This is a genomic window from Candidatus Planktophila sp. (assembly GCF_036734405.1).
Lineage (GTDB): Bacteria > Actinomycetota > Actinomycetes > Nanopelagicales > Nanopelagicaceae > Planktophila.
The window spans coordinates 114,488-131,904 of record NZ_DAIMYR010000004.1 but is presented as its reverse complement, the minus strand read 5'-3'; the positions used below and the strand labels follow the sequence as shown (position 1 = coordinate 131,904).

The 17,417-nt window shown below is 45.3% G+C and carries 19 protein-coding genes and 1 tRNA gene; 5 read left to right on the top strand and 15 right to left on the bottom strand.

All coding sequences use genetic code 11. From position 1 onward, the window contains the following. The 6 genes from AC9UC2_RS06185 to AC9UC2_RS06160 are packed head-to-tail and all read right to left on the bottom strand — an operon-like array spanning position 1 to position 5,368. The gene (locus tag AC9UC2_RS06185; RefSeq protein ID WP_509526508.1) at positions 1 to 396 is read right to left on the bottom strand and encodes a hypothetical protein; all 396 of its coding nucleotides are present in this window, start codon (positions 394 to 396) and stop codon (positions 1 to 3) included. Beyond that, positions 377 to 526 carry a hypothetical protein gene (locus tag AC9UC2_RS06180; RefSeq protein ID WP_509526505.1) on the bottom strand — a complete coding sequence of 50 codons (150 nt, stop codon included), beginning with the start codon at positions 524 to 526 and terminating at the stop codon, positions 377 to 379. Before AC9UC2_RS06180 ends, AC9UC2_RS06185 begins: the two co-directional genes overlap by 20 nt. Positions 527 to 560: 34 nt before the next feature. Continuing rightward, positions 561 to 1,616 (bottom strand): trans-sulfuration enzyme family protein, encoded by a 1,056-nt coding sequence (locus tag AC9UC2_RS06175; RefSeq protein ID WP_509526502.1) that lies wholly within the window; start codon positions 1,614 to 1,616, stop codon positions 561 to 563. Positions 1,617 to 1,625: 9 nt separating this feature from the next. Beyond that, on the bottom strand, positions 1,626 to 3,134 hold the full coding sequence (locus AC9UC2_RS06170; protein ID WP_509526499.1) for a phytoene desaturase family protein: 1,509 nt from the start codon (positions 3,132 to 3,134) through the stop codon (positions 1,626 to 1,628). Then, the gene (locus AC9UC2_RS06165) at positions 3,135 to 4,298 is read right to left on the bottom strand and encodes a MalY/PatB family protein (protein ID WP_509526497.1); all 1,164 of its coding nucleotides are present in this window, start codon (positions 4,296 to 4,298) and stop codon (positions 3,135 to 3,137) included. Positions 4,299 to 4,348: 50 nt separating this feature from the next. Further along, positions 4,349 to 5,368, bottom strand: coding sequence for a LacI family DNA-binding transcriptional regulator (locus AC9UC2_RS06160; RefSeq protein ID WP_509526494.1), 1,020 nt, complete (start codon positions 5,366 to 5,368; stop codon positions 4,349 to 4,351). 126 nt (positions 5,369 to 5,494) lie between these two features. Here AC9UC2_RS06160 and AC9UC2_RS06155 point away from each other — a divergent pair, with 126 nt between their 5' ends. Both AC9UC2_RS06155 and AC9UC2_RS06150 read left to right on the top strand, forming a co-directional pair. Continuing rightward, positions 5,495 to 6,091: a DUF4389 domain-containing protein gene (locus AC9UC2_RS06155; RefSeq protein ID WP_509526493.1), complete on the top strand. Its 597-nt coding sequence runs from the start codon at positions 5,495 to 5,497 to the stop codon at positions 6,089 to 6,091. Between the two features lie 27 nt (positions 6,092 to 6,118). Beyond that, on the top strand, positions 6,119 to 6,739 hold the full coding sequence (locus AC9UC2_RS06150; protein WP_509526491.1) for a DNA-3-methyladenine glycosylase family protein: 621 nt from the start codon (positions 6,119 to 6,121) through the stop codon (positions 6,737 to 6,739). Here the strand turns inward: AC9UC2_RS06150 and msrB are convergent. Further along, complete coding sequence (msrB, locus tag AC9UC2_RS06145) at positions 6,736 to 7,149, bottom strand: peptide-methionine (R)-S-oxide reductase MsrB (protein ID WP_509526488.1); 414 nt, start codon at positions 7,147 to 7,149, stop codon at positions 6,736 to 6,738. The two genes, AC9UC2_RS06150 and msrB, sit on opposite strands and share 4 nt — an antisense overlap. A 2-nt stretch (positions 7,150 to 7,151) precedes the next feature. After that, complete coding sequence (gene msrA / locus AC9UC2_RS06140) at positions 7,152 to 7,673, bottom strand: peptide-methionine (S)-S-oxide reductase MsrA (protein WP_509526486.1); 522 nt, start codon at positions 7,671 to 7,673, stop codon at positions 7,152 to 7,154. Positions 7,674 to 7,738: 65 nt separating this feature from the next. Between msrA and AC9UC2_RS06135 the strand changes: the two genes are divergently transcribed. Together AC9UC2_RS06135 and AC9UC2_RS06130 are read left to right on the top strand one after the other, a co-directional pair. Next, a tRNA-Arg gene (locus AC9UC2_RS06135) sits at positions 7,739 to 7,810 on the top strand. Between the two features lie 152 nt (positions 7,811 to 7,962). Further along, complete coding sequence (locus tag AC9UC2_RS06130) at positions 7,963 to 8,232, top strand: WhiB family transcriptional regulator (protein WP_509526484.1); 270 nt, start codon at positions 7,963 to 7,965, stop codon at positions 8,230 to 8,232. On the opposite strand, the gene AC9UC2_RS06125 is transcribed toward AC9UC2_RS06130, so the two are convergent. Genes AC9UC2_RS06125 through AC9UC2_RS06110 form a run of 4 tightly spaced genes read right to left on the bottom strand, consistent with a single transcriptional unit; the run spans position 8,229 to position 11,799 of the window. Next, complete coding sequence (locus AC9UC2_RS06125; protein ID WP_509526481.1) at positions 8,229 to 9,698, bottom strand: sensor histidine kinase; 1,470 nt, start codon at positions 9,696 to 9,698, stop codon at positions 8,229 to 8,231. The two genes, AC9UC2_RS06130 and AC9UC2_RS06125, sit on opposite strands and share 4 nt — an antisense overlap. A 2-nt stretch (positions 9,699 to 9,700) precedes the next feature. Continuing rightward, positions 9,701 to 10,087, bottom strand: a complete 387-nt coding sequence (locus AC9UC2_RS06120; protein WP_509526479.1) for a DUF6912 family protein — start codon at positions 10,085 to 10,087, stop codon at positions 9,701 to 9,703. 19 nt (positions 10,088 to 10,106) lie between these two features. Next, a complete protein-coding gene (locus tag AC9UC2_RS06115; protein WP_509526477.1) occupies positions 10,107 to 11,207 on the bottom strand; it encodes a tyrosine-protein kinase family protein in 1,101 nt (366 codons plus the stop codon). After that, the gene (locus tag AC9UC2_RS06110) at positions 11,200 to 11,799 is read right to left on the bottom strand and encodes a flagella basal body P-ring formation protein FlgA (RefSeq protein ID WP_509526474.1); all 600 of its coding nucleotides are present in this window, start codon (positions 11,797 to 11,799) and stop codon (positions 11,200 to 11,202) included. Before AC9UC2_RS06110 ends, AC9UC2_RS06115 begins: the two co-directional genes overlap by 8 nt. Positions 11,800 to 11,915: 116 nt before the next feature. Between AC9UC2_RS06110 and AC9UC2_RS06105 the strand changes: the two genes are divergently transcribed. Continuing rightward, positions 11,916 to 12,449, top strand: coding sequence for an Rv3235 family protein (locus tag AC9UC2_RS06105; RefSeq protein WP_509526472.1), 534 nt, complete (start codon positions 11,916 to 11,918; stop codon positions 12,447 to 12,449). Positions 12,450 to 12,451: 2 nt separating this feature from the next. On the opposite strand, the gene secA is transcribed toward AC9UC2_RS06105, so the two are convergent. The 3 genes from secA to mtrB are packed head-to-tail and all read right to left on the bottom strand — an operon-like array spanning position 12,452 to position 17,416. Beyond that, positions 12,452 to 15,127, bottom strand: a complete 2,676-nt coding sequence (gene secA / locus AC9UC2_RS06100; RefSeq protein ID WP_509526469.1) for a preprotein translocase subunit SecA — start codon at positions 15,125 to 15,127, stop codon at positions 12,452 to 12,454. Positions 15,128 to 15,169: 42 nt separating this feature from the next. Beyond that, a complete protein-coding gene (locus AC9UC2_RS06095; protein WP_509526466.1) occupies positions 15,170 to 15,808 on the bottom strand; it encodes a ComF family protein in 639 nt (212 codons plus the stop codon). A 57-nt stretch (positions 15,809 to 15,865) separates the two neighbouring features. Then, positions 15,866 to 17,416 (bottom strand): MtrAB system histidine kinase MtrB, encoded by a 1,551-nt coding sequence (gene mtrB / locus AC9UC2_RS06090; RefSeq protein ID WP_509526463.1) that lies wholly within the window; start codon positions 17,414 to 17,416, stop codon positions 15,866 to 15,868. Between the last annotated feature and the right edge of the window lies 1 nt (position 17,417).

Genomic DNA, 17,417 nt, shown 5'->3' with positions numbered 1-17,417 from the left:
CTAAAAGGGTAGTACTAATACCACCGCTGTTGCTATAGCTGCTAGCAGAAAAGATTTACCAAGAATGACAAGCGCGGTCTTACGGTCTGCGGCTCTATCTTCCTTGCTTGATACTCGCTTGATATCGCCCATCTTGCCCACATTAAATGTTCCCGCAAAACCATAGGCCAGGCAGAACTTAGAACGTGATTGAACAAATCCAACTGATGCAACCATTAATGGAAAGAAAATTCCTAGACGCACTTCAGTAGGTGTATCAACTGTATTGAATGCAAACAATGTTGAGATTGTGAAAAATAAACCAACAAGGGCAACTAATTGCCTCTTACGAACTTCACTCTTGCCAATATTGCAGGTGCCCGGAATGTATTGAATATCAGGCATCTTCAAACTCATCTTCATCGACCCAGGTATCGGCTACTGATTCGTCCTGATGCTCAACCCATGACAAAAATGATGCCACTGCGCGAAAGGCGAGCACAGTTACAGTCAAGGCTGCAAAGGTGCGACGAATGGCTTTCAACATGGGATAAAAATACTCGCTCTTGCTTAAAAAATCTCTATAGAGCGGCCAGTGCCTGCTCTATATCCTGCCAAATATCATCAACATGCTCGCATCCGACTGAAAGCCTGATCAACTGCTCAGGAACTGATGGACTTTCTAGAGCCCAACGACGACGGCGCTCCCACAGTGATTCAACGCCACCAAGGCTTGTTGCATGTGCGATCAAACGTGATGATTCACAAACTTTCTCAGCCTTTTCTGCATTTCCATCAATTTCAAAAGATATGACAGCCCCAAAACCTGGGTAGCGAACCTTGGTGATCTTCGCATGGTTTTGTAATCGAGTAACCAGCGTCTTTGCGTTGGCTTCAGCTGCTCTAAATCGAACCGGAAATGTACGAATTCCTCGAAGTGCAAGCCAGGCCTCAAAAGGTCCCGGGATTGCGCCGTTGAATCGACGTGATTCCTCTAAGCGCTTAAACAAGGCGGCATCGGTTGTTGATAGTGATCCAAGAACTACATCACTATGACCAGCTAGAAACTTTGTTACCGAATGCATAACAATGTCAGCGCCCATCGACAATGGCTTTTGAACTAATGGTGTTGCAAAGGTGTTGTCGACGCCAACGCCAATGTTTTGTTTCTTGGCAGCTGAAATCAGTGCGGCAAGATCTGCAATATCAAGACAAGGATTAGTTGGAGACTCTAGCCACAACAATGCTGCGCCTTTCATGGCGCCAATTACTTCTTCAGTATTTGTAATATCTACAAAACGAACTTCAAGTCGACCAGATGCATGATGCTGGTTAAGCAATCCCATGGTTCCGCTATAACCCTGATTTGATGCAACCACTGGTGCACCGATTGGCAAAATAGAAAAGACTGCACTGATTGCTGCCATACCTGAAGAAAACGAAAGTGTTTGTCCGCCTTCAAGTTCTGAAATTGCAGACTCTAAAGCGCTCCAACTTTCATTGCCATAACGGCCGTAACCAACTGGACCACCTGCGTGATATGTGGAAGAAAAAACAATTGGAGGATTCAGGGAAGCATCAGGTGCAACTTCAGGACGGCCTGCGGTAATTGCCGATGTTTCTGGGTGAAAACTCATGTCCTCAGTCTAATTGTTAGAAAGGATTGCCATGGCCGCATTATGGCCAGGAATCCCACTGACTCCCCCGCCTCGAGCAGCGCCAGCGCCACAAATAAAGATGCGTGGGTCGTCAGTTTCGACACCCCATGATTCAGGCGTTCCATCCTCGCGAAAAGGCATGGCTAAATCAGTGTGAAAGATATTTCCGCGTGGAAGCGAGATTGCTTCTTCAATATCAAGCGGTGTTTTAACTTCAATTGCGGCGATTACATCTTCAATTGGTTCCGCCAAATATTCATTGAGCGAATCCAGCGCTGACTTAAGTGCAGCATCGCGCGCAGCATCATGATCACTATCAAACAAAGAAGCAGGTGTGTGGATGCCAAACAAGGTCAAGGTTTGATAGCCATCATCTTGCAGTTTCTGGCTCAGGATTGATGGGTCGGTCAATGTGTGGCAATACATTTCAATTGGCATCTTCGCAGGCATTACTCCGGCTTGTGCTTGCTCGAAAACTGTTTCGAATTGAGTAAAACTTTCATTGGCATGAAAGGTTCCAGCAAAAGCTAATCGAGGATCGATTCCTGATTTCAACTGTGGCAAACGCTTGAGCAAAACATTGATTTTCATTTGAGATCCATCAAGGCTCTTAGGAGCGATGGATCCACACAGTTTAGCTAAGACCTGAGGAGCTGCATTTGAAAGCAGATACTCTGCTTGAATAACTTCACCTGTTTCAATCGTAACTTCTACGCCACTTGATGAAGATATGACTTTATTGGCTTTCGAATTTAACGAAATCTCCACCCCGCTTTTTGTGGCTACGCGGACAAGTTCCTTTACCAAGGCACCCATTCCGCCTTTGGGAACTTTCCATTCTCCAGTTCCATTTCCAATCAGATGATATAAAAAACAAATGTTTGCTTGGATATCAAAGGCTGAAGCAAAAGTTCCAATCAGTGCATCTGTCAGCACCACACCACGCACGATGTCATTGCCAAATCTTTCAGTGATTACTTTGCCGATTGGCTCTTCCACCAAATATTGCCAGGTCGCATCTAAATCCAACTGACGCTTGAGCTCGCTTCGCGTCTTTAGCGGTTCGAGCATTGTTGGCGCTATCTTTTCGGCAAACTCTGCAACTTCTGCATAGAAAGATTGCCACGCCCGCCCTTCATTTCCACTTGGATCTAACTGATTAAAGGAATCTTCAGTTTTTGAATCCCAGATGCGAGAGACATACAAACCTTTGTCCTGGCCGTAGGGGGTATAACTAGAAACTTCACGAGAGATGCATTCGAAGCTAAGACCTAGATCATTAACAATCTTGTCTGGTAGCAGTGCAACTAAATAAGAGTATCGAGAAAGATTTGCCTCGTATTCAGGAAAGGATTGAACACTTTGAGTAGCCCCACCTACTTCTGGATTAGCCTCAAGAATTCTGACTGATTTGCCTGCGCGAGCTAAATAAGTAGCGGCAACCAATCCATTATGTCCACCACCAATTATGACTACATCATATTTCTTGTCAATCATTTATACCGACCGAGCGATGCGATCTATAGCCTCGGAAACAATTTCAGGACTTGTCGCAAAATTGAGTCGAACATATTGAGAGGTCTGCACTCCAAAGGTATGTCCTGCATTAAAAGCTACTCGACCTTTTTCTAGCAAGACCTTTGAGGGATCCTCGCCTAAGTTCAAAGCTTCCACATCAAGCCACGCCAAATATCCATTGTCTGGCACGTGGTATCTAACACTTGGAAGTTTGGCAGATAGCAGATTTTTTATCAGGTGCCGATTCTCATCTAATTGCGAAACAACATCATCTAGCCATGGTCCACCATCAGAAAATGCGACAGCGGTCGCAAACGCACCAAGCAAAGAGGATCGATAATGCACTGCTAAAGGCATTTCACTTAAGCGCGCAAAAAGTTTGGCATCCTGAGTAACAATCATGGCGCACTTAAGTCCTGCAATATTCCAACCTTTAGATGCTGCAGTTACCACAATACTTACACTTCGTGCCTTTTCTCCTAAGGATAAAATCGGGGTGTAGGTATTTCCTTTGTAGGTTAAAGGAGCATGAAGTTCGTTACTGATGATTAAGACATTATTTTTTTCAGCCAGGTCAACAAATTTAGAAAGCTCATCTTTTGTATAAATCCTTCCAAGTGGATTATGCGGACTACATAAGAGATGAACTTTTATACCAGAGGCGTAGGCTTTTTCAACTCCTTGCCAATCAATTTCCCATGGGTTGGCGTTTTCATCACCAGTGCGTTCAAGTGGAACATCAACTTTGTTGAGCTTTGTCTCATTTATCCAGTTATAAAAATTGTGATAGACCGGGGAATTAATCAAGATTGAATCACCAGGTTGAGTGAATACACGCAAAATTTCGACAACTGCGACACCAACATCGGTTGCCGCGCGAACTTGAGATTCATCCAAATCCCAATTCCAGCGCTCGTGGGCAAACTTTTTAAACCCTAGGCCTAGCTCCGGAATAGACCCCAGGTATCCAAGATCAGATGTTGCGACCATTTCAGTCAGTATCGCCCGAATTGGATCAGCTACTGGGAAATCCATCTCAGCCACAGGTAATGGCAGTACATCCTTCGGAAATCCTCGCCATTTTTCACTGCGGTGTGTTTGTAGAATTGAAAGGTGCGGAACAGAAACCAGGCGATCGCTCATACCCGTAAGGCTACCTTTAGATCGATAATTTTATAAGTAGGTTGGAATTTTCAGAGAACTTGTTCTTCGGGATTCAAACGACGCGTTGAATTTCTAACCACGAGCGTCGTTGGTAAAACAAGTGAAGGCGGATCGGCAACAGGCTTACGTAATCTCTCCATGATTGACCATGCAGCCATTTCACCCATCAAGGTGACTGGCTGTTCAATTGTCGTTAACTCTGAAAACTCTGCCATTTCATGACCATCAAAACCAATGATTGAAATGTCATCAGGTGCCTTTAGACCATGGCGGCGTAACGCTTGCATCGCACCAATAGCCATTTCATCTGATTCGCAAAAGATTGCAGTCGGGCGATTAGGGCGAGCCAATAAATCATCCATCGCTCGAGATGCGGTGTGCATTGTAAAATCACCATGAATTTCACGAGAAGGCAGCCACTCTAGGTCATTTTCAGCAAGGACTTGCATAAAGCCTTTACGACGATCTTGTGGAACAGAAAAATTAAATGGATCATCTGGTCGACCTGACATCAACCCAATTTTTTTATGACCCTGATTTACTAAGTGCTGGGTAGCAGTTCTAGCACCAGCAACATCATCAATCTTGATCGATGCGCACTTTTCATGATCCATGCCAACCAGAGCAATTGGAATTCCAAGTGAGAGCATTGAATCAAACTCTTCTTCTGTCGGAGGAAGTGAGATGACAATCAGAGCATCAACGCGACCCTTAAGCAGTTGGTGTTGAAAAAGCCTTTCGCGGCCCTTCATTTGGCTAAAGTTATAGAGAAGTAAGTCCATTCCAGCTTCGCGCAATGCTTGTTCGGCACCGCTAATAACTTGTGAAAAGTACCAACGAGAAATGTAAGGTGCGACGACTCCGACAGAGTTTGTACGTCCGCTAGATGTGCCTTGACGCTCTGTATGTAACGGATAGTTCAACTTTTCAGCAGCGGCAAGAATCTTGTCGCGCGTTTGTTGATTGACATGATGAAGCCCGCGAAGAGCGCGTGAAACAGTGGCGGTAGAAACGCCAGCTTCTTCTGCAACCTCTTTAATGCCCGCCATCTCTTCACCTCCATCTCTTTAAACTCTGCAACAATTTCTGCAAGCGCGCCTGCAAGAACTGTAAAAGTACGGCAAAGTGGCTGCAATTAGCAATCCCTGCTGGCATTCAGGGGTAGATTGCTGCTTATGAGCAACCAAATTGAAACCCAGATCGATGTATCCCTTACTGAGCGAAATCGCCTAACCGCTTTTTTCCGGATAATTCTTGTCGTCCCAGCATTTATCTTCGTCTCTTCATTTTCGCCAGCGACAGCGTTCTCCGATGATGCAGTTGGAATTCTCGCCGGCTTAATGGCGCTACCTGCTGGTTTAGCAATTGTTGTTCGTCAGGTCTATCCAAGCTATGTCTTAGCTTTCAATGAAGCGTTGTTATCGCTACAAACGCGTGTTGATGTTTACTTGGTTTTGCTTACCGATGAATACCCTTCAATTGAAGAGAATGACCTTGTCAGCGTTACTTTTCCAGAAGTTGATGCAAAGCAGCTCAACCGCTGGTTGCCATTGATTAAGTGGCTCCTAGCAGTGCCTCTGTACATAGTTGGAATTGTTTACATAATTTATGCAGCCTTGTTAACACTGCTGGGATGGTTCAGTATTTTGTTTACCGGCAAGTATCCAGAAGTTTGTGCCGAAGGTGTTGTAGGAACTATTGCCTACTGGAACCGTGTGGTTGGCTACGCCTTTTTGCTGGTGACAGACGAGTACCCAACTTTCTCTTTGTAATTCATGGTGGTTCACTCTGCGCAGAAGATGCGCCGAATAGTCGCTGAGGTTGCGCAGATTGATCCCAAATTTGCCGGCCTTATCGAACGTCGACCTTTGTGCACCCTTGGTCGAAACGAACCTTCTGAAACTCACTTTGAATCACTTGTTAGTTCGGTTATTTCTCAACAACTTGCAACCAAGGCAGCAGCCACGATTCATGAGCGACTTGTAAAGCTGTGCAAAGGTTCCATAACGCCGCGCAAAGTAGTAAAGCTCAGTGATGAGCAACTGCGAGAAATCGGTGTTTCAGGGGCAAAAACCCGAACAATCAAAGGGATTGCATCGGCTGCACTTGATAAATCAATTCCGATTAACGAAATTGATCAGATCCATGATGATCAAGAAATATTTGATGCTTTGACTTCGATTTGGGGAGTTGGTCGCTGGACCGTTGAGATGTTCATGATGTTTCAACTTGGTCGACTTGATGTGTGGCCAACTGGCGATTTAGCGGTTCGTCGCGGTTGGGACATGATTCACAAAACAAAGGAAGAAACGACGGCAAAGTTGTTGGACGTTAAGGGAGAAAAGCTGCGCCCCTACAGAAGTGTCTTTGCCTGGTACTGCTACCAAGCGGTGCACGAATCAAGAGGACTTGATTACTAGCGCTCCTCTAAGACCAAAGCTACAGAGTTAATACACCAGCGTTCATCCGTAGGAACGGCATAGCCTTCACCTTTGAATACATGTCCAAGGTGGGATCCGCATGCCGCACAACGAACCTCTGTGCGAATTCGTGGGGCTAAGGAACGATCTTCCAAAAGCTCAACGGCGTCGTTTTCAGTGGGTGCATAAAAGGATGGCCAGCCACAACCTGAGTGAAACTTGGTTTCGCTCCTAAATAGTTCAGCACTGCAAGCCTTGCACTTATAAACACCAATTGTCTCAGTATCAGTGTATTCACCAGTAAATGCAGTCTCCGTAGCAGCATCACGCAAAACCGCATACGACAATGGATCTACACGCTTTGCAAGCTCGGCTTCGTCAATCTTTACTGGATACTCTTTTTCACTCATGATCAATGAACCGTTTCTGGGTAAGGAACACCCGTGCTTGAATGGCAATCGTAACCATTTGGATTCTTTATTAAGTACTTTTGGTGATACTCCTCTGCCAGGTAATACTCGATACCTTCGGCACTTAAAATCTCTGTACAAATTCGATCCATGCCAGCTTTTGTTAATTCGTCTTGATAACTCTGACATGAGGCGAGCGCCACTTGCATCTGCTCATGGGTTGTCGTGAAAATTGCGCTGCGATATTGGGTTCCAATATCACCACCTTGTTGATTCAAAGATGTTGGATCATGCATGGTCCAGAACTCTTGCAATAATCGAAGGTAAGAAATTTTGGTTGGATCAAAGACAACTTTCACCATTTCGGCATGTCCGGTAACTCCAGTACATACCTGCTCATATGACGGGTTGGGGCGAATTCCACCCATGTAACCAACGCTTGTCTCTTGCACGCCATCTAACTGCCAGAAGCGTCGTTCTGCTCCCCAAAAACATCCTGTAGCAAAGTACGCTGTTGAATTCATGGCGTAATTCTTGCAGTATGCACAGTAATTTGCACCCGCTGATAACCTTCACTCTGACCCAATGAGCCCCCGTAGCTCAGGGGATAGAGCACTGCCCTCCGGAGGCAGGTGCACAGGTTCGATTCCTGTCGGGGGCACTTGAGATAGATCACCCTGATTTTGAAAACTCTTTACCAAACATCCTTGTATTCGCGCGTTACACAGTGGACAATTGAAGTCTTGCACGCACAACTGTGTGTATCACAACCAAACTCTTGAATTGAGTCTTACTTCCCTAAGGAGACATGCGATGGATTGGCGACATCAATCAGCCTGCCGCGATGAAGATCCCGAGCTTTTCTTTCCCGTAGGAAATACCGGCCCAGCCCTTACCCAAATCGAAGAAGCAAAAAAGGTTTGTCAGCGCTGCATTGTCAAAGAGCCTTGCTTGGCTTGGGCGCTGGAAAGTGGACAGGATGCAGGAGTATGGGGCGGGTTATCTGAAGATGAACGTCGTGCGCTCAAGCGTCGTGCAGCACGTAATCGTGCGCGTTTGATGGAGCAGCAAAACCAGATTTAAAGTGGAAAGCGCAACTTCGCTTGAGTTCCCTTGTCTGTTGATTCCAACATAAGTTCACCTTGTAATTCATTTTCTGTCAGTGTTCTAACAATTTGTAGACCCAAGTTAGCCGATGTTGTTAAGTCAAACTCTTCAGGCAACCCAACGCCATCATCTGAAATAGTTACTAATCCTTCATTGCTATACCGCTGAAGTTCAATTTTCAAATGTGTTCCAGATTCGGCCAATCCATGTTCGAGTGCATTATGAATAAGCTCCGTCACAACCAAAGACAATGGAGTCGCAACCCGGGATTCCAGTAAACCAATTTCACCAATTCGTTCAATGCGTAGCTCCCCCATCCGTGGGCTGAGCTCAAGTGAATGGGTGACCAAGGAACTTAAGACCTCATCAAATGCGACAGTGGTCTTGGTGCTGTTGGACAAGGTTTCGTGGACCAAAGCAATAGATGCAATGCGACGGACCGCCTCTTCTAGCGCAGCAGCGGCTGCTGGATCTTCAATTCGACGTGATTGTAAACGCAGTAGCGCGGAAACGGTTTGAAGATTGTTTTTCACGCGATGATGAATCTCACGAATCGTCGCATCTTTGGTAACTAGTTCGCGATCGCGTCGACGTAACTCGGTCACATTTTGCAGCAAAACAAGCGCGCCAATCTTGTCTGCTCCAACAATAAGTGGCAGAACCAATAAATCAATTGTTGCGCCTTGATTATCAATCTCTACTCTTTGCAAAATCTTTCCATTTAACCGCGATCGAATACCTTCTTCGTGTGCATTCGGTGATGCAGTAACGATCTGTTCAGCAATCTCACCAAGGTTTTTGCCTTCTAGATCACCGCGCCATCCCATACGAGAAAACGCTGACTTTGCATTAGGGCTTGCATAAGAGATTGCTGAATTTGCATCCAGGCGAATTAAGCCATCGCCAACACGAGGAACGGGTTCAAACATTGATTCAGAATCCTCGTAAGGAAAGCTGCCCTCTGCAACCATTTCATATAAGTGCTTAGCCAGATCGCGATAGTTGCTTTCAAGCTTTCCAGAGCCACGGGAATGTTCAACATTTCTATGGCTTGAAATAACCGCGATAACTTGACCCTCGTATGTAACCGGAATCGACTCGGATTTAACCAACATCTCGCCTATTTTTTCAGGGTCGCTGGCGCTAATTATTTCATCACCAGAAAGTGCTTCATCAATGATTGGTTTGGATCCCCACAAAACTTCATCGCCAATAACATCATTGACATAAACAGTTGACGTAGTGGTTGGACGTATATGGCCAACGGCAATGTGTCCTGTTGGCCACATAGTGATGTCTTTGCGAATTGGAACCCACAACACTAAATCTGCAAATGAAAGATCTGACAGGAGTTGCCAATTGGCGACAAGTGCCCGCAATCTTTCAGCCTGATCAATAGTGATAGTTGTTCGTGCACCCAATAACTTTTCCAGTTGGAGCATTGTTACTTCCACTCCGCCAAATGAAGCTCAATCTCTTGGGTAGCAAACCAGACCAACTCGTCCTCGCCCTGAAAAGCAAGAAGTGCGCACTGCAGCTGATCCCATGGCAATGAGGTTTTCAGCGTGATTGAATCTTCATAATTTTCAGCGATTTGCTCATCCGTTACCTCAAAAGCCAAAACAATTCCAGGAGCTTTCTCCGATAGGCGAAGTTCTAAAGCCTCTTCACCTGCAACAATGGATAGCAAGTACTCGAGCTCTTCTTCATCGCAATCCAAATTTTCTGAAACAAAAGCCTGCGTTGGTGCAAATACCTCATCCGCATCAATACTTTTCGTCAGCACAAAGGCTTCAAGATCCTTTTGGCTAATCGGAAGGTATGCGCGCATTCACCCATAGTAATAGAACTTATGTGGTGATTTCTCGGGCTAATTCAGCGATCGCCTTGCGCAGATGTGAGCGCTCATTTGTCTCAACCATAGTGGCATGTTCATCTTCGGCAGCTTGAACTGTTCGAGCCTCATCTTTCATGCTCCTCACACGGATCGGCTTTAGCGAAGTTGTGGCGGTGAGAAAACGTGCCATTTCTGCCTCCCCACGTTTACCCGAAGACTTCATGTTTTGGGTAAAACTTAATTGCGCCCGTATGGATGTTTGTTGCAACAAATCAATAACCTGAACTAATCGGTGATGACCCAAGTAATCGGCACGTGAAGTAATCATAAGTTCATCTGCTTGATCGCAGCACCAGGTAGTTACAGCTGAAGTCCATCTTCTGTCAGTCAAGCGATTTGAAAGGCCCGAAATAGAACCTATGTCCAAGACTACAAAATCAAACTCATCTGTTGCCTTATTCATGAACTCAGTTAATTCATCTGATGTATCTTGAGTTATCTCCGAAAGCGAAAGATTAGATGCGATCTTCTTCCATTGTGAATTCTCTGTAATCTTTCGCATCGATAACAGTGGCGAAAGTGAAGGCGCTCGAAAATTTGCTTCAATCAGTAAGGTGGATTTTTCAAGCAAACTTAACTCCATGGCTAGGTTGAGTGCCAGGAAGGTGCAGCCGGTGTAACTACCTGCAGATCCAATTGCAATAACTTTTGAGGTCCGAGGTTTACGTTGGGTGATTGAACTTGTTCGGACTAAGGGCGCCCGCACAAACCCACGAACTAAGGAAACAAGATCTGTGCCCATGCTAGGCAGTGGGTTAAGAACACCAAAATCACCATCACCAACATTGGGTAAAGAAAAGCCGACTACCTGTCGGACTGCTCCGTTCAATGAATCCATTAACTTTTTGTTTGCACCAGGCAAATCTGTACCAAAAATAAGAAGTGCATTTTGACTGATCTCTGTATTTGATTGAAGGTAAGTTTGAAGTGAAACCCAATCAATTGCTCGAAAAACTACATTCCACCCTTGTGCGTAGAGGGTCCCAGCAACAAATCCCTCGGCTTCGGAGTTTGCAATGGCAGTGATCACTGTGGGCATTTCAAGTTCAGACATGTGAGCGCACTACAACTAATCGGCCTTGGGTCGTCGCACTTAACATTCGAAGAACTTGAGTCTCTTCAATCGCAACAGTTATTGATACATCTCCACCTAAAGAGTTCTTCGAGCTGTCTAAGCCAATTAGAGTTACTCCACCAAGAATCAAAATTGGATCGATAACCTCTTCACCATTGCGCGAATCAAGTACCCAATATAGATCTACTGAATCACCTACATTTATTCCAGAAGCTAAGTCTCCTGAACGAAGATTGAGTGGGACCGCACTCGTTGACATTGATTCTGTGGAGCTATCCACATCTGTCATTGATATGACCTCACCCGCCCGCATCTGGCGTGTGGCAACCAAGCCAATAACTTGATCAGATTCTCTTAAATAATATTCGGTGCTTTTTCCTAGGTTTAAGTGATCTGTTCTTAGATCCGTTATGTCTATGACATGACCCGGCGTTATAGGTTGTGCGATAACCCAATAGTTATAGCCTCTATTTGAATATGTTGAGATAAAGAATGCAGAAGCAAATGCGGCAACAATTAAAGTAATCGCAAGTGGCATACGCGCACCATAAGAGTCTTTTTTATTTTTCATGGGCCCACCCAACGGGCTCGAGCGACATCTGACCTGAAGTTGTCCACAATCAGCCAAAGGTATGAGAGATTTAAAGACTAAAGAGTGAGTTTTTCCCTTATTAACAAGGCAACGGTATGTCTATGACAACCCAACGTGACTTTGACCAAATGCCAACTTTTACAATTACTGAGTTAACTCCAGTTTCAAGTGATCCTAATGAAGATTTTCTACATCCGGTCTTAGAGATGTTTCGACCGGCTCCGCAGCTAGAAGTAGTTAAGGAGCCGCGACTTTACTTAGTGCCCAGCACTTTTGGTGAAGAGTTTGATCCAGAATTTGCACCCCAACCAACCTCTGCCGCTACTTTGCCAGAAATAACGCCGCTAATTAATCAATTCACTCACAATGTGCTTGAAATTTGGGCAGGCAGAAGATCTTCTCAACAACTTCAATTGTCATGTCATTACTCGATATTTTCACAACTTCAACGGGCAACTGGTTCCTTGACGGAAATTGGAAGAGTTCGCAAAATAAGAATTACAGAGCCGCTCGATGGTATTTGTGAAGCCACTGTCACGGTGCGATTTGGAGATCGCTTACGTGTGGTTGCAATCAGATTTGAGGGGTTAGACGGACGATGGTTATGTACCTGTCTAACACTTATCTAAATTTAAGCTGCGCCTCCGTGGCAACGCTTAAACTTTTTACCTGATCCACATGGACATGGTGCGTTTCGAGAAACTTCACCAGTTGTGCGCACGCCTGATTCATCGGCAGCTGTGTACTGCAAACCTGACTGAGGCAATTGCTTTGATTCAAGACCTGGAGCTACAACATGATTGCTGGCACTCTCGACAGAGACTTCGATGTTGAACACAAAGCCTGCGATCTCTTCCTTTACGCCATCCATCATGGCTGCAAATAGATCGAAGCCTTCTTTCTGATATTCAACTAGTGGATCGCGTTGGGCCATCGCACGAAGACCGATACCTTCTTGCAGATAATCCATCTCGTAAAGATGCTCGCGCCACTTGCGATCCAGGACTGATAGCAAAACCTTGCGCTCTAGTTCGCGCATGACTTCATCACCCAGAGCTTCTTCTCGGCGTGCATATGCCGCTTCGCAATCTTCGAGTACCTGAGCGGTAATGAATTCTGCATCTAGGCCCACACGTGAACCAGCTCTGGCTTCAAGATCTTGGATAGTAAATGAAATTGGGTAGATCGTTTTAAGCGCTGTAAACAGAGTTTCTAGATCCCAATCCTCTGCATAACCATCAGCGGTCGCTGCTGTAACGTAAGCAGACAAAGTATCTGAAACAAATACTGCTACTTGCTCCTTGATATCAGCGCCTTCAAGCACCATCCGACGCTCACCATAAATAACGGTGCGCTGGCGGTTCATGACATCGTCATACTTCAAAACATTCTTACGCATTTCAAAGTTCTGCGCTTCAACCTGAGTTTGTGCAGATTTGATCGCGTTTGAAACCATCTTTGATTCAATTGGTGCATCATCTGGCAGACCGGCAGCGGTTAAGAAGCGTTCAACAATTCCTGAATTAAATCGACGCATCAAATCATCTTGCAATGAAAGATAGAAACGTGATTCACCTGGGTCACCTTGGCGACCTGAACGACCTCGAAGCTGATTATCGATTCGACGGGATTCGTGGCGCTCGGTTCCTAGAACGTAGAGTCCACCAAGTCCGACAACTTCTTCATGACCTGTTTCTACTGCTGACTTTTGTCGAGCAATCTCTGCTGGCCATTCCTTTTCATACTCTTCAGCATTATCAACTGGAGAAATTCCGCGACGTTGTAATTCAAAATCAGCCATGAACTCTGGGTTTCCACCCAACATGATGTCGGTACCACGGCCTGCCATGTTTGTAGCAACGGTTACCGCGCCTTTAACACCCGCGCGCGCGATAATCGCTGCTTCACGTTCGTGGTGTTTTGCATTGAGAACTTCGTGAGGAACTCCAGCTTTGCGAAGAAATGCTGACAGTTCTTCAGACTTTTCAACGCTTACAGTTCCAACCAATACTGGCTGGCCCTTGCGATAGCGTTCAACGATATCTGCAGTTACAGCTGCAAACTTTCCGATCTCAGTTTTGTAGACCAAATCTGGTGAATCAATTCGCTGTGATGGTCGGTTAGTTGGGATTGGAACAACACCTAGCTTATAAATTTGCTGGAATTCTGAAGCTTCTGTGGTTGCTGTACCTGTCATACCTGACAATTTGTCATACAGACGGAAGTAGTTTTGCAGGGTGATTGTTGCAAGAGTCTGGTTCTCGTCCTTAATTTCAATGCGCTCTTTAGCTTCTAGCGCTTGGTGCAAGCCCTCGCTGTAGCGACGACCTGCAAGCATGCGACCAGTGTGCTCATCAACGATGAGCAGTTCGCCATTCATAACAACATAATCTTTGTCGCGCTTAAACAACTCTTTCGCACGGATAGCGTTGTTTAGGTAGCCAATCATTGGAGTATTGGCGGCTTCGTACAGATTTCCAATCTGCAATAGCTCTTCGACCTTAGTGACACCAGCTTCTAAAATTCCTGAAGTCTTTTTCTTCTCATCTACTTCGTAGTGAACATCGCGTTGAAGCTTTTGAACAAGATTGGCAAACTCGACGTACCACTTGGTGGCCTTATCTGCTGGTCCACTAATAATCAAAGGCGTACGAGCTTCATCGATCAAAATCGAGTCAACTTCATCGACTACTGCAAAGAAGTGATCACGCTGTACACATTCTTCAAGTGACCAAGCCATGTTGTCACGAAGATAATCAAAACCGAATTCGTTGTTTGTTCCATAAGTAATGTCTGCTGAATATGCCTCACGGCGTTCAGCAGGAGACATGTTGGCAAGAATGACGCCAACCTTTAAACCTAAGAATCGATGAACTCGACCCATCCATTCGCTATCGCGCTCTGCCAAATAATCATTTGTTGTAACAACGTGCACACCGCGTCCAGCAATTGCATTTAAGTATGAAGGTAGCGTCGCAACTAAAGTCTTTCCTTCACCTGTACGCATTTCGGCAATATTGCCTTTGTGCATTGCTGCGCCACCCATGATCTGAACGTCATAGTGACGTTGACCTAAAGTACGTCGACCTGCTTCGCGAACAACTGCGAAAGCTTCGGGCAAAAGATCATCAAGTGATTCGCCATTTGCATAGCGGCCTTGGAAAAGAGGTGTCTGTTCGCGTAGCTCTGAGTCTGACATCGCTGAAAAGCGAGCCTCTTGAGCATTGACCAAGGCAACGATCTTGGTGAGATCGCGAAGGATGCGTCCTTCGCCTGCACGCAAAATCTTGTCTACAAACGCTGGCATTGACCTCGCCTTTCGATGGGGGTGGAACCCGTATTCAGACCCTTATCGTAGAGGTTGGGCAACGCAGGCGGTAATCGCGGTGACTGAGCCAATAGCCTGAAAACCCTGCGAATAAACCGCTCTAGCCGCTTCTCGCAGGGTTGCTCCCGTTGTGATTACATCATCAACCAGTATCAGCTCTCCCCTGGCGTGCGAACTCAGGGTAAAGGCTCCTGCAAGATTTGCAGCCCGCTCATCGCGATGTAATCCACTTTGATCTAGAACTCTTCTGGAAAGTTGCAGGCAATCAACCATTGGAATTCCGGTTCGTTGTGAAATTTGTGACACAAGATCCACAATAAAACTTCTGCCCCTGCGTCGTTGCGATGTTTTACTGGATGGAACCGGTACTAAACGATACAAAGTGTTGTCTAGAATCACTTTAGCTAAAACATGAGTGATCGCATCAATGATCAATTCATCCGCACCCTTCAGGCCAGATTCCTTAGACGCGAGAATTATCTTTGACGCTGTTGGTGTATATAAAAGTGCCGAATGCACGGTGAGGCTATCAACTTTAGTTTTGTAATAATGTGGATGCCAACTACTTCTGCACGATGAACAAATGCTTGGACCTAATGCACGGCAGCCAAAGCATCGGCTAGGAAAGATCAATTGTGACAGTTCAGCAAATGCACTCACTCGGCAATCATGATGCACTTGAATTGATCTAGGAGCGAGAAGGAAAAACTGTGGAAACTAAGCTTTGTAGTCTTCAGGCTTTAAAGGAATAAGTCGCTGCTCAATGCTTTCCCATGTATTGCGCGGAAGCGTGACAACAAAATGTGCGCCATGCCCAGGGCGTCCCCATGCTTCGAGTTCACCATTGTGTAATCGCGCATCTTCAAGTGCAATCGACAGTCCAAGTCCAGTTCCTCCACGAGTTCGGGCACGTGAAGGATCAGCACGCCAGAATCGATCAAATACTCTGGTGAGAGCACTTTCATCAAGTCCGATTCCATAATCACGCACACCCACTGCAACATCATGTTCACTAGAAACGATTCGCACATCAATTTGCATCTCTTCAGAATGATCAATGGCGTTAGCCAATAGATTACGAAGAATGCGCTCGACTCGTCGAATATCAGCCTTAATCATGACTACTGATTCAGTGGAATTGACATAAATCTGGGTTTTTCGCTCTTTGGCAACAAGCCCCAAATCATCGGCGCAACGCTGTACTAGTTGGACCATATCGAAATCCACTGCTTCTAAAACAGCAACTTCAGCATCAAATCGTGAAACTTCTAGTAAATCTTCGAGCAATTTTTCAAATCGATCTAGCTGAGCAACCAACAACTCAGCACTTCTTGCCACAATTGGGTCAAACGTTCCCTTGGTTGAGTAAATTACTTCAGAAGCCATACGTAACGTCGTCAGTGGGGTTCGCAGTTCATGTGAAACATCAGAAACAAATCTTTGTTGTACGCGAGATAAATTCTCAAGACGAGCAATTTGCTTCTCAATAGATTCAGCCATTTCATTGAAAGCTAGTCCCAGAGTCGAAATTTCATCTTGTGATTCAACCTTCAAGCGCTTTCGGAAATCTCCAGCTGTGAACTCGGTAGCAATCATTGCCGCCTCTCGTACCGGCCTAACTACCTGCCGTACTACAAGCCAAGTAATGAGACCGACCATAAGAAGCAATACAAAACCCGTTAGGAATAAGGAGCGACTAATTAGATCAAGAGTTTTTTCTTGATTTGCCAAGGAAAAGATAATGTACATCTCGTACTGACCTGCATTTGGAATCTGAACTTTCTGGCCAATTGCTAAACCTTTGACTCTAGACCCAGTTAAATAGTTCATGTCGGTGTATTGAAAAACCAAATCAGGGTTCTTTCGAACCTGCTCACTTAAAGTAGTAGGGATGGAACCCGGGTCCAAAAGGTTTGATGCAATCTCGTAATTGTTTTCCCGTGTGTTTCCAGGGCTTCTCAGGAATACAACCTCTCGTGCGTTCTCATTAGAAGTTAAAGTTGTTGCAGAACTAATGACATCATCTACAACTTTTTGAACTTCGGAGTCTTTTTCTCCCTGAGCTAGTAAGAATCTATATTCGGCGGTAAAAATGGTCGATCGAGCTTCAACCAGCGCTGAATTGAGATTCACATCTTTAACGCCCGCAGATAACTGAGAATTGAGCACTGATCCTGTGATGCCGGTAATCACCAGGGAAAGTATGACTGTAGAAAAAATTACCTTGATCGCAAGGGAATTACGAATTCGTAGATAGATTCGGTTCATT

Coding starts and splice junctions, on each gene's coding strand:
- AC9UC2_RS06185 (WP_509526508.1), bottom strand. CDS start 396: ATGAGTTTGAAGATGCCTGATATTCAATACATTCCGGGCACCTGCAAT.
- AC9UC2_RS06180 (WP_509526505.1), bottom strand. CDS start 526: ATGTTGAAAGCCATTCGTCGCACCTTTGCAGCCTTGACTGTAACTGTG.
- AC9UC2_RS06175 (WP_509526502.1), bottom strand. CDS start 1,616: ATGAGTTTTCACCCAGAAACATCGGCAATTACCGCAGGCCGTCCTGAA.
- AC9UC2_RS06170 (WP_509526499.1), bottom strand. CDS start 3,134: ATGATTGACAAGAAATATGATGTAGTCATAATTGGTGGTGGACATAAT.
- AC9UC2_RS06165 (WP_509526497.1), bottom strand. CDS start 4,298: ATGAGCGATCGCCTGGTTTCTGTTCCGCACCTTTCAATTCTACAAACA.
- AC9UC2_RS06160 (WP_509526494.1), bottom strand. CDS start 5,368: ATGGCGGGCATTAAAGAGGTTGCAGAAGAAGCTGGCGTTTCTACCGCC.
- AC9UC2_RS06155 (WP_509526493.1), top strand. CDS start 5,495: ATGAGCAACCAAATTGAAACCCAGATCGATGTATCCCTTACTGAGCGA.
- AC9UC2_RS06150 (WP_509526491.1), top strand. CDS start 6,119: ATGCGCCGAATAGTCGCTGAGGTTGCGCAGATTGATCCCAAATTTGCC.
- msrB (WP_509526488.1), bottom strand. CDS start 7,149: ATGAGTGAAAAAGAGTATCCAGTAAAGATTGACGAAGCCGAGCTTGCA.
- msrA (WP_509526486.1), bottom strand. CDS start 7,673: ATGAATTCAACAGCGTACTTTGCTACAGGATGTTTTTGGGGAGCAGAA.
- AC9UC2_RS06130 (WP_509526484.1), top strand. CDS start 7,963: ATGGATTGGCGACATCAATCAGCCTGCCGCGATGAAGATCCCGAGCTT.
- AC9UC2_RS06125 (WP_509526481.1), bottom strand. CDS start 9,698: ATGCTCCAACTGGAAAAGTTATTGGGTGCACGAACAACTATCACTATT.
- AC9UC2_RS06120 (WP_509526479.1), bottom strand. CDS start 10,087: ATGCGCGCATACCTTCCGATTAGCCAAAAGGATCTTGAAGCCTTTGTG.
- AC9UC2_RS06115 (WP_509526477.1), bottom strand. CDS start 11,207: ATGTCTGAACTTGAAATGCCCACAGTGATCACTGCCATTGCAAACTCC.
- AC9UC2_RS06110 (WP_509526474.1), bottom strand. CDS start 11,799: ATGAAAAATAAAAAAGACTCTTATGGTGCGCGTATGCCACTTGCGATT.
- AC9UC2_RS06105 (WP_509526472.1), top strand. CDS start 11,916: ATGTCTATGACAACCCAACGTGACTTTGACCAAATGCCAACTTTTACA.
- secA (WP_509526469.1), bottom strand. CDS start 15,127: ATGCCAGCGTTTGTAGACAAGATTTTGCGTGCAGGCGAAGGACGCATC.
- mtrB (WP_509526463.1), bottom strand. CDS start 17,416: ATGAACCGAATCTATCTACGAATTCGTAATTCCCTTGCGATCAAGGTA.